At 57.2% G+C, this 14,883-nt stretch carries 9 protein-coding genes; 1 reads left to right on the forward strand and 8 read right to left on the reverse strand.

The features are described from left to right. Positions 1–23: 23 nt before the first annotated feature. The 5 genes from H3T89_RS03260 to H3T89_RS03280 form a co-directional block, all read right to left on the reverse strand. The gene (locus H3T89_RS03260; protein WP_198216241.1) at positions 24–4,583 is read right to left on the reverse strand and encodes a pectinesterase family protein; all 4,560 of its coding nucleotides are present in this window, start codon (positions 4,581–4,583) and stop codon (positions 24–26) included. Between the two features lie 180 nt (positions 4,584–4,763). Beyond that, positions 4,764–6,389: a glycoside hydrolase family 43 protein gene (locus H3T89_RS03265; protein ID WP_110417616.1), complete on the reverse strand. Its 1,626-nt coding sequence runs from the start codon at positions 6,387–6,389 to the stop codon at positions 4,764–4,766. A gap of 8 nt (positions 6,390–6,397) precedes the next feature. Continuing rightward, complete coding sequence (locus tag H3T89_RS03270; protein ID WP_015022372.1) at positions 6,398–7,399, reverse strand: carbohydrate ABC transporter permease; 1,002 nt, start codon at positions 7,397–7,399, stop codon at positions 6,398–6,400. Positions 7,400–7,402: 3 nt separating this feature from the next. Beyond that, on the reverse strand, positions 7,403–8,323 hold the full coding sequence (locus tag H3T89_RS03275) for a carbohydrate ABC transporter permease (protein ID WP_110417617.1): 921 nt from the start codon (positions 8,321–8,323) through the stop codon (positions 7,403–7,405). 72 nt (positions 8,324–8,395) lie between these two features. Beyond that, positions 8,396–9,664, reverse strand: coding sequence for an ABC transporter substrate-binding protein (locus tag H3T89_RS03280; RefSeq protein WP_157930023.1), 1,269 nt, complete (start codon positions 9,662–9,664; stop codon positions 8,396–8,398). 390 nt (positions 9,665–10,054) lie between these two features. Between H3T89_RS03280 and H3T89_RS03285 the strand changes: the two genes are divergently transcribed. Continuing rightward, positions 10,055–11,110 (forward strand): LacI family DNA-binding transcriptional regulator, encoded by a 1,056-nt coding sequence (locus H3T89_RS03285; protein WP_015022375.1) that lies wholly within the window; start codon positions 10,055–10,057, stop codon positions 11,108–11,110. 30 nt (positions 11,111–11,140) lie between these two features. On the opposite strand, the gene uxaC is transcribed toward H3T89_RS03285, so the two are convergent. The 3 genes from uxaC to H3T89_RS03300 all read right to left on the reverse strand — a co-directional run bounded on the left by uxaC (position 11,141) and on the right by H3T89_RS03300 (position 14,812). After that, positions 11,141–12,547 (reverse strand): glucuronate isomerase, encoded by a 1,407-nt coding sequence (gene uxaC / locus H3T89_RS03290; protein ID WP_110417856.1) that lies wholly within the window; start codon positions 12,545–12,547, stop codon positions 11,141–11,143. A gap of 190 nt (positions 12,548–12,737) precedes the next feature. After that, the gene (locus H3T89_RS03295; protein WP_015022377.1) at positions 12,738–13,748 is read right to left on the reverse strand and encodes a LacI family DNA-binding transcriptional regulator; all 1,011 of its coding nucleotides are present in this window, start codon (positions 13,746–13,748) and stop codon (positions 12,738–12,740) included. After that, on the reverse strand, positions 13,745–14,812 hold the full coding sequence (locus tag H3T89_RS03300) for a LacI family DNA-binding transcriptional regulator (RefSeq protein ID WP_198203301.1): 1,068 nt from the start codon (positions 14,810–14,812) through the stop codon (positions 13,745–13,747). The genes H3T89_RS03295 and H3T89_RS03300 overlap by 4 nt, the downstream gene beginning before the upstream one ends. Positions 14,813–14,883 lie beyond the last annotated feature (71 nt).

Here is a 14,883-nt window from a genome sequence, read left to right on the forward strand (position 1 = left end):
GCGGGGTCCGGGGCCATATTCGACTAGCGTTCCGACCTTGGATGCCGGTTAATCCCAATCAGGGCGGCCAGCCCCATGAAGATTCCTGCAACAGAAGCCAGGACGAGCCGGGTCACATCCGTACCGGTCCGGGAAAGAGCCGAACCTGGATCCTTCGGCCCTGTTGAGAATCGGTTCTTTCCTCCCTTGTCCGTCTTCCCGACCGGATGGGCGGGCCCGGGCTTGACCGTCCCTGTCCCGCCGGCATTGTCTCCACCACTCATTCCCGCAGAACCGGAATCCGAACCCGGCCTGACCGTGATCGCAAAGGTGGATACGTTGGAAGCAACGTCCCTGTTGAAGGCCTGGAAGGTAAACTGATCGCCCCCGCTGAATCCTGGCTGAGGAGTATAGGAGAAGGTACCGTCCCCACGCATGGTAAGCAGACCGTGCCGAGGCTGATCCTTGGCCTTGAAGGAGAGCCTGGTCCCATCCTCGCTCTGTGCATAAGGCACCAGGGTCGCATTCAGCGTAACGCCTTGGTCAGTGGAACCCTGAGCATCCACAGTGATCGGCGTGGCCGGTGATGGCGTAGGCGAGACTATCCTCGTGGGATCCCAGTCGTCGGCTGCATTGATGCCTGCTGAACGCGCGAAGACCCGCTGGATCGTATAGTCGGAGGCCTCTTGCTCCGATAGGGTTTTCGCCCACGGAACGCGACTCGGCTTGGCGTCGTTCTCATAGGTGGACCCATACTCGGAGAACCTCGCCGTGGACTGGTTGGATGCACTCCCCCAATCGTTCCACCCTTCGGACAGGATGTGCCGCGCCATACTGGTGTCGATGAAGGCCACGCTTGCATATGGTCTCCAAGGACGGCCCAGATAGGTTTTGAGGGAACCGCTGTAGGGGTTCTCGGCAGTCAGCTTGCTATTCAGGAAGACAAAGCCGTACTTCTGCTCCTTCGGCGTGCTGGCGGCAGTCACGTATCCGTTCAGAACGGAATGCAAATCGCAATGGTCGAAAACCGCGATGGCTGATCCGAAAACGAAATCCACCGACCCCGCAATAGTCGAATTCCTGAAGTACATTCTGTTGGTCTGCACAGTCGGCTGATCCGGAGGATTGCTGCTGGCGGTCTCATCCGTACGGTTCTGCAAGTACAGGGTGTCCTGGTAACCCAGGATCCGGCAATTGTCGAAGGAGGCATGATCCGCGTTCACATCCAGGGCGACTGCCTGGCCGACAGTAGAACCAGCCAGCGTCTGTATGGTGATGTCCCTGGCCACGAAATCCCCGCCGGTGATCTTGACGGCATAGTCGCCATAAGTGCCAAGAGGATTGCCGTCAGGACCCAGATCCGTGGGTTTGTCATCATAAGTCAGGACGGTGCCATCCGGATCCTGGCCTTGGATGGTCACATAGGGACGGTCAATAAGCAGCTTCTCCCGATAGGTCCCATGCTTGATGAAAATCACCCTCCGCTGGGCGTTCCTCTCCGGAATCGAAGCCAGAGCCTGCCCAACGGTCCGGAAGTCACCATGCCCATCAGCCGAAACCACGATGGGGATGACCCCCTCCTTGTTGTCCGGAAGGACCAAGACCCTGGCCACGGCTTTGACCTCTGTGCCGGGGACGGTCCCCTGCACATCGAAGCCATCGATATTCTGGCTGGCGTAGCGAGAGGGCTCGACCTTATCCCAGTTGACCGGCAGAATCCTTCTGCTTCCGTCATTGAGGACGACCTTGACCGCAATGGGCATCACCAACCTGCCAGGGGTGGTTTTGACGATGCTGTCGTCGATCGAAGCTATCGCTACCTTGGAAACATGAACCGAGGCCGTGATCTTGTCGCCCCCGGAATTCCCGGCAACCTGGAAGTCACCCTCGCGGTTGTAGGAGTCAGCGCCGATAGCCTCCCATGTAGCCTTGGCGGGTATGGCGCTTCCGTCGTCCAATGTGCGATAGATGGTCGTCGGCATGACCGGAGCCACGCCCACCGTGGTCATCACTTCAATCGGGACGTATCCGGTTTGTACCTGCTGATTGGTCATCAGTATCGGCAGGATGCCTTGAATGCCGGAGCCATCCGTGGCTGTAGCCGTAACGAGCACAGTGCCGTTGGACTTGGCTTGGAGGAGACCGTTCTGATCAATCACGCCAGCACTGGTCTGTCCCAGATCAGGACGAAGAACCTGCCAGGTCACGGCATTAGAACGGCCGGGGCCGATCAGTCGTGCAGCAATCTGGAGGGATCCGCCCCTGCGATCGATGACGCCGGCCGGAGCCGTCAGCTCTATGCCTTGAAGACCAGCACCTGCGGCGGCATCGGACTCGACGACCAGATCATCCAAGGCCATGGAGACCTCTTGGGTGTTGGAATTGGCCATGTGCACTTCAAGCGCAGCCACCCCGGCGGCCTTGGTGTCGCTCAGCGGCACCTGGGTGACCGAACCCTGTCCGGCGACAGAGGCGTCGATCTTCTTGGCATCGGTGTCCATGCGAACCTCAAGGGTGTACCAGGTACCAGCCTCCAACTCATTGGTGAGGGTCCGATCACCTGATTTTCCAGTCAGAACCAACTTGGACTGCCGGAAGACGAAAGAAGCCGCAGACTTGCCATTGCTGTCCTTGTAGGTGAAAACGGCATTGGAGGCCGTGGCGGGATCACCTGGGAACATGAATGAGAGGGAGGATTTGACCAACCCCTGTTGCTGGCTGAAGGTGCGCTCAATGGTCTCATAGCCAGGACCCTTGTCGTCCAGGAGGAGGTATCCCCTTCCGCCATCGTGGCGCACAAACGCACCGCCACCGGTCTGGGAATCCTTGGTCTTCCAGCCCTTGGGCAAGGAGGCGCCCTCGGCCTCGAAATCGTCATGGACCGGGAACCCGTCGTCCTTGTAGACCTTACCGTCGCGGGTGACGTTGACGGAGCGGGAAGCCGAGAGACCATCGGTCAGGCTGGTCTTGACAAAGGACACATTCTGGGTTGTGTCCAGGGAGGCGCCGTGGAATCGGCAATCGTCGAAGCGAATGTCCTTAAGGTACTTGACCAGGCCGTGGCCGAAGTTGGAGCCACTGATATCGATGATGTTGTCCTTGCCTGCAGGCTTGTCCCAGTTAGGCGCCGTGATATGGGAGAACTTGAAATTCTCGGTCTGCGGCAATGGGGTCTGCGAATCCAGGTCATCGACCGAAGTCCGGTCATAGTTGGTGATGACGCTGATCTTGTTGATCACACTGTCACGCACCTGGATGTTGCGCACGTACCCGCCCCGCTTGGGGCTGACCTTTACTCTGATGCCGGGATTGACCGCGCCCGAAGTAAGATCGACCGGGACGATGGTCGAATCCTCCACGAAGACGTTGCGGACCCCTCCCGACATCTCGCTGCCGATGGTCACACCGCCATGACCGGAGTTGAAAACGTCACCACGGAAATAGATGTTTTCAGAGGGGCGGGCTATGGCGATGCCTTCGGCATCCTTCCCGGACTTGATGGCGCTGCAATCATCGCCGGTAGAGAACGATGTGCCAAGGATCCAGACGTTTGACGAGGAGTTCGGATCGAAACCGTCGCCATTATGGACCGAGGTGACCAACTGGAGGCCATACGCCGTAATGTCCTTGCTGTAGACGGGGACCACGGTCCACATCATCCCGTTGCGGATATGAATGCCATCCAGATAGACGCCACCCACGTTCTTCATGCTGATCAGGCTGCCGCCGCCCACATGCTGGCCTGGCTGGTAGATGTCTGAAGGTATATCAAGATCCCCGCCGTCGCCGTTGTGGGTGAAGTCGTCGTAGGCCTTGCGCAGAAGCAGGCCATTGGCCTCATCGCCGATGGTTCCCGGACCCATGATTTTGATGTTCCTGGTGGTCACTCCTGCCTTGCTGTCCATCTCACCGGCGTTGAGGAGACTGGAATAGGCGGGGTTGCGGCCCATCACGTCCTCTATGTCATGTCGTGCCGAGGTGAACGGATAGTCAGCCAGTTCCCTGCTGGGCTTGAGCTGGGCGCCGGCGTCAACAAAGAAGCTCATGTCGCTGTGCAGGTTCAGCGCCCCGGAAAGGTAGGTGCCGGCAGGCAGATACACCTGGCAGTTCTTCTCCTTGCAGGCGTCAATGGTCTTTTGTATCGCTGCCGTATCCTTCGTGCTGCCGTCGCCCGAGGCACCGAAATCACGCACATTGTAGCGCTTGGGAGTAGCCGTTGTGGTCAGGTGAAGCTTGGTTGACTGGTACGACAGCGTACCGTCAGCGCCAACCGCTCGGACTGTGAAGTCGTAGCCGTGCTCTGGCTGCAGACCCAGGACCTTAAAGTAGGTCATGGGGGTGGTTCCCACCTCCTTGCCGTCACGGTAAACCCGATACCCGATGATCTTGTCATACCCAGCTGGCTTGCTCCAGGTCAGCACCACCGATTGGTCGGTCAGCGATGCAGGAGCCTGGGCCAGAGCCGATGGCGTCTCAACCGCGATGGGACCAGTTTCGTCCGCCCAAGCGGTTTGAACGCCGGTGACTCCCATGGAGCCCATACCCGCCAACATGGTCACTGCAGCTATAGCAGCCCAAACGGCGGAATATCGTCTTCGAATCATCAGTTTTCCTCCTTGAAAACCGTTATTGGCCCCTTGGGCGCTGTCACTGCACGAGAAGCACAAAGGCCCACAAACGTTGTGAACATGCATTTCCGGCAGACCTGGTCCGCCGTTCAGCTCGAAAAGTCTTGCGGCATGGATCCCCTTGCGCCCAGGTGGGTCTATTGAATGCTGCAGCTCTTATCGATCCCTTGACACCTCCTTATAGCCAAAACCTTTGAAGTCGGCATATGAACAATGGGCATCCATATCCTGGGCACAGATGCCGACCATGGCTCCGGAGAAGACGGTCTTCCCCCGGAGCGCTCCTACGTGGTCATCACTGAGATGGTTGGCTGGCAGGGTGTCCCCCAAAGGCTGGAGCTTCTTGCGTTCACCCTGGAAGTCGTCCGGGTCCTGACCGAAATAGAAGCGGGCCCTCGATCCCCGGACTTTCACTGCAAGGCCCACACCCACACCAGGCTGAAGAGGCAGCAAGTCGCTCCCGAACCCAAAGTGATTCCCTTCGTTGATGAGGACACGGACCACCGGGCAGTCACGCTCCTCCTCCTGTGCAGTGACGTAAGCGTACATCCAGTTGGCAGTGTCGTAGAAGAGGACCAGGCCGGCGGTCTGCTGGAAGTTGGCAGGTTCGAACTCCATCCAGGTAAAGGCATCAAAGTCGAAGGTCTGCCAGCGACGGGCCAGCAGGGTCTGCCTGTGCAGGCTGGACAGGCTCTGACCGCCATGGAGCCGCAGCCAACCCGGACGCTCCTTAAGGGAATAATCAAGCTCAGGGCGCAGAGGGCCACGAAGGGTCTTGAAGGAGGCAGGCAGGCCGCTGGTCGGCGTAAATCGGACGGATTCGGAATAATCCACAACCTGTTTGGCCGTGCTCCCCTTGACTTCCACATGAAGAGAAGGATTATGACCGCCATTCGCCAGGAGCGGCCAGTCGTCCTCATCCCAGACGATGGGATCCAGGCTGGTCTCCCTGCCCAGAACGCAATCACCCCTGCGGCCCAGAGGACGCGAGCAAAGATAGGCTATGTACCATTGACCCTTGTATTCCAAAAGACTGCAGTGCCCTGCCTTCTGGATGGGCCCGTCCGGATCGTCCCTGGAAGTGATCAGAGGCGTATGGGGGGATTCCTCCCAAGGTCCTGTCAGTTTGCGTGAACGCACCACTGTGGCTGCATGATTCCACTCGGTTCCACCAGCTGCGCATACCAGATAGTAGTAGCCGTGTCGACGATAGATCTGCGGTCCCTCACAGACCCCCAGACTCGTGCCCCGAAAGATGTGGCGGCGAGGTCCGACCAGACGCTTGGCGTCGGTATCAAACTCCTGAATGACCACGCCGGCGAAACGCTCATGGTCCATTCGCCAGTCATAGAGCATATTGACGAACCACGAACGCCCATCCTCATCATGGAAGAGGGAGGGGTCGAAGCCGGAAGCCGTTACAAAGACCGGATCGGACCAGGGTCCGGTAATGGAAGGGGCAGTGACAATGTAGTTCAGCGTGTCCTTATATATGGTCCCGGTCTTCACATCGGTGAAGACCAGCCAGTACAATCCCTTGGCATAGGAGAGATGAGGCGCCCAGATAGCCCCCGCATTCGGATCCCCCATCAGGTCGACCTGGCTGGTCCGGGTCAGGGGCGAGCACACCCACTGCCAGTTCACCAAGTCTGTCGAGTGATATATGTCGACCCCTGGCCACCATTCGAAGGTGGAATTGGCTATGTAATAGTCCTTCCCCACTTGGAGGGCGGATGGGTCGGGATGGAATCCCGGGATGATGGGATTGGTCAGACTGCTCATAACATTCCTCACTGCTTGACCGCGCCGGCCGAAAGACCGGATTGCCAGTACCGCTGCAGGAAGAGGAAGGCGATGATCAACGGCACGATGGCTATCAGTGACCCTGTCAGAATCATATTGTTGGGCACCACATGGTAGGTGGCGTCGCCCCCCATCTTCATCCAGACGTTCAGGCCCACAGTCAGTGGGTAGTCCTTGACATCGGAGAGCATGATCAGAGGCAGGAAATAGTTGTTCCAGACACTGACCAGGGCGAAGAGGAGTGTGGTAACAAAACCGGGGGCAAGCAGAGGCATGGCAATCTTCCAGAATATGGTCCAGGTGTTGGCGCCATCGATCCTCGCGGCCTCCACCAGGGATATGGGGATGGAAGTCTGAGCATAGATGATCATCAAGTACAGACCAAAGGGGTTGGACAGCTGAGGAATGATGACGGCCCACGGTGTATTGGTCATGCCTATCTTCGAGTACAGGAGGAAGAGGGGAACCGTGATGACCGTAGAAGGTATCGACATGAAAATCAGCGTGACCCAAAGCAGGGCTTTACGGCCGTGGAACTTCATGGTGGCAATGGCATACCCGGCGAAAGTGGCGAAGAGCGTGGCTCCCAAGCCGGCTACGATTGCATAGACCAGGGTGTTGATCAGCCAACGGCCGTAAGTTCCATCCTGGAAAACGAACACGTCATGGATATTCTGGAAGAAGGCGTTTTGGTCAGAGAACCAAAGCCCGGGGGAGCTGTAGAGTCCCTCATTGGTCTTGGTCGAGGAGAAGACCAGCCAGATCAAGGGGATCAGACAGTAAATGACCATGATCAGCATGATCAGGTGCAGGAGGATATCCATGACCTTTTGCGCTGGGGTCAGACGGACCGGGACGCCATTGCCACCGGAGGCCTTCCGCAGCCTTATGGCATGATCCTTCCGCGCTAATTTGGCATCCCGCCTGCTCAGTGATGCAGACCGCCTTTGGGCGGGCCTGGGTCGGGATTCGGTTTGTGTACTGGACATGGTTTACCTCTCCTCCCAGCGGTTGCCCAGGGTCTTGACAACGGTGATGATGATCATGGTGAACAGACCGACGACCAGAGAGACGGCAGCCGCGTAATTCAGATCATTGCCGCTGAAAGCCAGGGAATAGGTGTACAGGTTGGGCGTGTAGTAGCTGGTCACGACCTCAGGCGCAATGGTCTGCATCATGCTGGGTGTGTTGAACAGCTGCAGCGCATAGATGATGTTGAAGAGCAGGGTCATGACCACCGAGGAACGGATCTGCGGAATCTTGACGGACCAGGCGATTCTGAACTCGGACGCTCCGTCCACTCTGGCCGATTCGTAGAGCTCCTCGGGCAGAGCCTTCAAGGACGAATAATAAATCAAGGTGTTGTACCCCATGGATACCCAGATGCTGATGTTGATCATGGCGAAGATCATCAACTCCTTGGACATCATATTGGGCGCGTGCCCGTTGAAGAGTCTGAAGAACTGTCCAATCAGGCCATAGTCGGTGCCGTAGATGTAGCTCCACATCAGAGCGGCGATGACATTGGGAACCGCATAGGGCAGGAAGAGCAGGATGCGCGGGATGGCCACATGCCGAATCCTCTGGGAATCCAGCATCAAGGCCGCCAGGAGGGCAAGGAAGGTCATGAGCGGCACTTCAATGATCGCAAATACGGCAACCCGCTTGAAACCGTCCCAAAGCAGGGGGTCCTTCAGGGCCCTGATGTAATTGGCGAAGCCTGTGAACTGCTCGCCGCCTATCATCTGCTGCTTGAACAGACCCAGATAAAAGGCATAGACCATCGGGATTATCGTTCCGCCGAGGAAGACGATCACGTAAGGCAGGCACCACAACATTCCAATGTGCTGGAGCCGTTCCTTGCGCGATTTCACCCGAGACCCGGGTCCCGCGGATACACTCGCTGCGCTCATGGCGCTTTCCTTTCTTGAAAGTTCAAAATGGAAGCCCCGAGGCCAAGCCGGCCTGCGGGGCTATATCCACTGCTACTTGGCGGTGATCTTGAAGCCCTGCCCATCGGCATAGGTCTTCAGGGAAGACTGCCACTTGGAGAAGGAGCCGAACAAGTCTCCGCCCTTCTTCATTTGCGGCACGACAATATCCTTGAAGTCCGTGGCGTACTGTGAGTTGAAGGGAAGAACCGACCAGTCGGCATTGAGGGCATCAGCCGACTTGAAGTAGACCGCATTGACCTTCTGACCGCCAAAGTAGTCGTTGGGCACATTGGCGGCATCCTTGTCCGTCTGGAAGGATTTGGCCGCGTTGAAGAAGCTTCCCGTCTTCTGGAAAAGATCGATGGACTGCTTATCCGAACCCATCCAGTTGATGAAGGCGACGGCTGCGGCCTGCTTCTCCTTGGCGCACTTTGAGGTTACGGAAAGCAGCGATCCGCCTATTTCGCCGGTCTTCAGACCAGTGGATCCATCGCCCCATGCCGGCGGGAGGGCCACTTCAAACTTCCCCTTGAGGGAGGGCTGCTGCTGGACGAAGGAGGTGCCCTTCCAGCAACCATCGAACTGGATGCCCCATCGGCCCTGGGCGAATCCGCGGTTGTACTGGTCGCTCTTATTGGCCACCGGCTCAAGCACATCCTCATCGATCAGCTTTTGAATGAAATCGACGGCCTCCTTGACCTTGGAATTGGTCATGTCAAGCGTCACATCCTGAACGCCCTTGACGGTCCATGGCTTGGCGCCGGACTGACGGATGATGGAAGCCATGTAGCGAACATCGGTGGTGTCTATGAAGCTCATGTACCTGTTGGGATCGGCCTTATGCAGGGCGATGCCTTCTTCCTCGAATTCCTTCCAGGTGGTAGGCACCTTCAGACCGAACTGATCCAGAACGTCATGACGAACAAACATGACCTCGGGCCCCTGATCCAACGGGGTGCCATACAGTCCGTCGGCTACATGGACATTTTTCCAGGCTGCGTCATTGTAAAGTTTGCCCATGTCGGACTCAATGCTCTTGTCCGCGAAGTTCAGAAGGGAATTCGTCACTGCGAACTGGGGCAGGTAGTCATACTCCAGCTGGACGATGTCAGGAACATCCTTGCCTGACTTCAATATGTTCTGAAACTTCGTGTAGTGATCTGACGAAGCACCGGTTTGCGTCACGTTGATCTTGATATTAGGGTACTTAGCCTGAAAGGCGTCGATATTGGCCTGCTCGATGTCGTAACGCCATGTCCAGAAGTTCAGTGTCACCTTCTTGTCGGACTTGAGCGCCTTGTTCACATCGCTCATCGTCATGCCACTGTTTTCCTTGGCGACTTTTGACGAGGAGGAATTACCGCCGCCTCCGCAAGCCGATAGACCGATGATCATAGCCAGCCCGGCACAAACGCTCAAGGCTTGCTTCCCTTTTGTTCTCCAGCTCATACCAGCTGCCTTTCGATAATCTTCATTGATTTTGCGAATATCATTTTCGCTATTTTCGATAGTAGTTGTGACATCTCTCACAGTCAAATCGTCTAACTATTGAGGACAATGCCTGCAATGACCGCTTTATCGTCTTTATTCCCAGGTTAAGCACAGAATATCATTACCGGTAAATCCACATTTTCATCACATTCTAGTCCGAAAATGATCGAAACTTTTCGTTATACTGTTTCTGTTCAATCCATGATGCTAGGGGGAACTGTGAGCCCGAAATCGTCGTCCCAAAATGGCAAGAATCCAACCTTAGCCGATGTCGCAGGTCTGGCCGGAGTCTCCATCGCCACTGTGTCCAAGGTGATAAACGGGAAGAGCGATGTGGCCGACAAGACTCGCGAACGGGTTGAGGAAGCCATTGATCAGCTCGGGTACTTCAAGTCTGACAGAATCGGGACCTCTTCCAACCTAATTGAATTGGCCCTGCAGCATCTAGACAATCCATGGACCCTGAACCTCCTGGACGGGGCTGCCGAGGTAACCTCCAGCCGCGGAATTCGGCTGGTTCTGAGCGAGATAGGCGATCCTCGCCTTCTGTCCACAACCTGGCTGGACGAGGTCCTGGCCCGCAGGCCTCTGGGAGCCATCCTGATCTTTTCCAATCCATCGGCTGACCTGTCCAGACGATTCGCATCCCGCCGCATACCGGCGGTCTTCGTCGACCCATGGGGAAACCCCGTCCTGGGGACCATGTCAGTTCAATCAGACAACTGGTCGGGCGGTCTGTTCGCCACACGCCATTTGATCGAGCTGGGTCATCAACGCATTGGCACCATCACAGGACCAGATGGGGTCATGTGCTCCATAGCACGCCTTGACGGCTACCGAACCGCCCTGCACGAGGCTGGTTTGGAATCCGATCCAAGATTGATACGCCAGGGCCAATTCAGCGTGGCCGATGGTGAACGATTCGCCATGGAGCTATTGAACCTCGACGATCGTCCCACCGCCATCTTCGCCCAAAGCGACTTCCTGGCCATGGGAGTCTACAAGGCAGCCAAGCACCTGGGGATCAGCATCCCCGATGAACTCTCAGTCGTCGGCTTCGACGACATACAGACTGCGGCGTTCATGGGCCCCGCTCTGACCACCATCCATCAGCCTTTGACCGAGATGGCAGCCAGGGCGGCGAAGATGATCCTGGATACCAGGTCAGGCAAGGCCGTAGACCCGAGAGCCATCCTGCCCAACACGCTGGTTGTCCGCGAATCGACCTGTCCGCCGCCAAATCGCATGAACCAGGGACGGACAGGAATCGTGTAGCGCAAGACTACCCTGCCGGCTGCTCGGGCCTTAGCCCTCGAAGAGGGCCAGAGCGTTCTCATAGGAGACCGCACGCACCAGAGGAGCCAGATACTCCTTGTCATCAGGTATGATGCCCTGGGCGGCCCAGTCGCCCAAGAGCCCGCAGAGCACCCTGCGGAAGAGCTCATGCCTGGGGAAGGACAGGAAGCTGCGGGAGTCCGTGGTCATCCCTACCGCATTGCCCAGGAGCGAGGTTTCAGCCAGAACTTCGAGCTGCCGACGCATCCCGGTGACGGTGTCGTTGAACCACCAGGCGTTGCCCAACTGAAGCTGGCCCCTGTCATCGCCTCCGAAGCAGCCCAAATCAGTGGCTATGGCCATGTAGTCGTTGGGATTGAGGGAATAGACGATGGTTCTGGGCAAGATGTTCGAACTCTGCGCCTGGTCAAGAAGGGCGGCAAGGGGGGCGGCAACCGAGTTGTCAGCCATGGAATCGTAACCCGTGTCGGCTCCAAGCTTCTGGAAAGCCGTCGAGTTGTTGTTGCGGCTGGCCTGAAGGTGCAGCTGCATGGTCCAGCCCTTATCCTTGTAGATTCGCATCAGCTCAAGAAGGATGGCCGCACGATATTGGGCCTGTTCATGCCTGTCCAGGCCTAGTCCGGCCTTGGCCTTGCTGAAAATGGCATCCAGGTCCTCAGCAGTCGCCGGAGCGAACTCCACCACATCGACAGCATGGTCGGAGAGTCTGGAACCATGCCGGTGGAAGTAATCCACCCGATCACGCAGAGCGTCGACCAGTCCGCTGAAGTCATTGATCGGCTTGCCGCAAACCGACTCCATTGTGCCGATCCAATCGCCATACCCTTTGGCGGTCGGATTCAGGGCCGCATCCGGACGGAAGGCGGGAACCATCCTGAAGGGCTCCCCCTCCTTGGCGAATCGATCGTGATACTCCAGATTATCCTCAGGGGAATCCGTGGTGCAGACGATCTTGACGTTCATGCGACGCAGAAGCGCTCTTCTCGAGAAGTCTGGGGTGGCCAGCTCTTCATTCGTCTGGTCAAAGATGGACTTTGCGGTCTTGGTGGTCAGGGGTTCGGAGATGCCGAAGTACCTCTGCAGCTCCATGTGCGTCCACAGATAGACCGGGCTACCCACAGCCTGTTCCATAGTCTGGGCATAAGCCATAAATTTGTCCCAAGGGTCACCGTCCCCTGTGATCAGCCGCTCCGGAACGCCATTGGCCCTCTCCAGCCGCCATTTATAATGGTCTCCATAATTGTGGCCATCCGTCAGCCAGGCATCGACAATATTATCGAAGTTGGGATCCTCATAAATCTCCTTGGCGTGCAGATGGCAATGATAATCCACCAGAGGAAGGTTCTCAGCCACATCATGGAACAACTCCCGAGACAACTGCGTCCCGAGAAGAAAATCGTCATCCAGAAAAGCCACCACAAACTCCTTAGTCGAAAACAGCAAGTTCGGCATTCGAATTTCCGCGATGCTCAAAATCCTCCTGCACAGACCAACGGACAGGCGGAACAGTCACACGATCGGAACTCACATATGCTATTAGTCAGCCTATGCACGCCTGAAAAGGGACGGTCTTGATGTTGCCATGATTTGCCGGAACCTTTCCTGGTCAGGAATCCGACGTAGCCTTACCCGTGCTTTCCCTGACGATCAGGCGAGAGGGGATCGTGATGCTCTGCGCCGGATTAGTTCGGCCATTCAGCCGATCCAGAAGGATGCCTGCTGCTGTCTTTCCCAGTTTCGGAGGCGTGTTACCCACGCTGGACAATGGCGGATCACTTACCTGTGCCATAGTGTCGTTGTCGAATCCGATGATCACATAGTCGTCCGGACAGCGAATACCCTGACGACGCATGGCAGCCATGAAACCCAAGGCCATCAAGTCATTGTGGGCAATGACGGCACCTGTGGGATCATTCAGATACTGCTTCGCCAAGGCATAACCCCCGACGAAGGTGGGAAGACCCGGCCAAATTCGTCGAACAGCCACTCCACGCTTGTGGAATTCTTCGTAAGTGTGATTCCACCTGACTCCCACAGACCATGATGCGGAAGGTCCATCGAGATAGGTCACCCGCGAAAAACCCATGGAAACCAGCAGTTGCGCGGCCTGACGGATACCAGTGCCGATATCTATGGCCACACTGGGCACCCCACGCACAGTCCGGTTGACCACGACGATGGGCCTGGTCTGGGCGCACTTGCGGATCATGGCATCAGGCATTCTCGATGAGGTCAGAATTACCCCGTCCACATAGGCGGCAATCCTGTTGAAGGCCTGCCGCTCTCTGCTGGCACTTTCCTCGGATTCAGCGACGATAAGGGCGAATCCAGCCAGATTGAACTCGTGTTGTACAGAACGGATGATGTCGGAGAAGAACTGGTTGGCGATGTCAGGAACGATGATGGCGATCATGCCCCGCAGCGTCCTGGACGGAACCGTATCGACCGGCTCCGTATAGTACCCCAGTGCGTCGGCTGCAGCGAATATCCGCTTGGTTGTGGCCGCACTGACCCTATCAGGCCGAGCGAATGCTCTTGATACCGTGGAGGGGGAGACTCCTGCCTTGTCAGCCACCTCTCTGATCGTGACACGCCTGGAACGGTTATGACCGCTCATGACCGGGATTCCTTCTCTGCCCCGTTCCGGCCCAAAGGCTTGCTCGACCTGGCACCCGTGCTCTGCCTGATGACCAGACGGGCCGGAACCGTCGGGGCTACAGACAGGTTGGCTCCGGAAAGGCGCTGCATAAGGAGGTCGGCAGCCCCCCGCCCAAGGACTGAAAGGGACATATGAATGGTGGTCAGAGGCGGACTGCTCACCATGGACATGGTGTCGTTGTCGAACCCGATGACAGAGATATCACGAGGGCACTCGCAACCAAGCCTTCTGAGGGCCACAATCAGGCCGATTGCCATCAGATCATTATGGGCGATGACCGCACCTGTAGGGTCGTCCATATACTTCTCTGCGAAGGAATAGCCTCCGTAAAAGGTAGGTGCGCAAGGCAGCGAACGCTTGACGCTCATCCCCTTGGTGTCGCATTCATTGAAGATATGCCGCCACCGGATACCTCCTGACCATGAGGCCGCGGGACCATCCAAATAGGTGAGACTCCGGTAACCCAATGAGTACAGGTAGTCGACCGCTTGGCAGGCCCCCTTGGCCACGTCGATGCTAATGCTGGATACACCGCGAACGTCACGGTTGACGCTGACCAAGGGACGCAGCTGGGCGCACTTTCGGATCATGGCATCGGGCATCCTTGGGGAGACCAGGATGATTCCCGAGACCACGGGAGCGACCGTATCGACGATCCTGCGCTCCCGGGTGATGGACTCCCGGGTATCAAGAATCAGGGTTTCAAAGCGGAAGCGCTCACACTCGTCCTGAATGCTGCGAATGACGCCGGTGAAAAACTGATTGCCCAAGTCGGGCACAACGACCGCAACCAGCCCCCTGCCCTGCGAACCTGACCGGCTGTCGACGATATCGCTGTGATAGCCCAGTGCATCAGCGACCTTCTGAACCATTCGAGCCGTCGAAATACTGACCCGATCCGGGCGCGAGAAGGTACGCGAGACCGTTGAAGGGGACACTCCGGCCTGGCGAGCCACATCATATATGGTGATACGGCGGTTGTCCGTGGAGGAATCGCTACCCGAATCTGCTCCGGTCTTCATTTATACGTATCAGCCTTCCTTCGTCTGCCCCATATCGCATGAAATACACGCCAACGGCGCCGAGCACTTCC

The sequence above is a fragment of the Bifidobacterium sp. W8114 genome (genome assembly GCF_016101165.1).
Lineage (GTDB): Bacteria > Actinomycetota > Actinomycetes > Actinomycetales > Bifidobacteriaceae > Bombiscardovia > Bombiscardovia asteroides.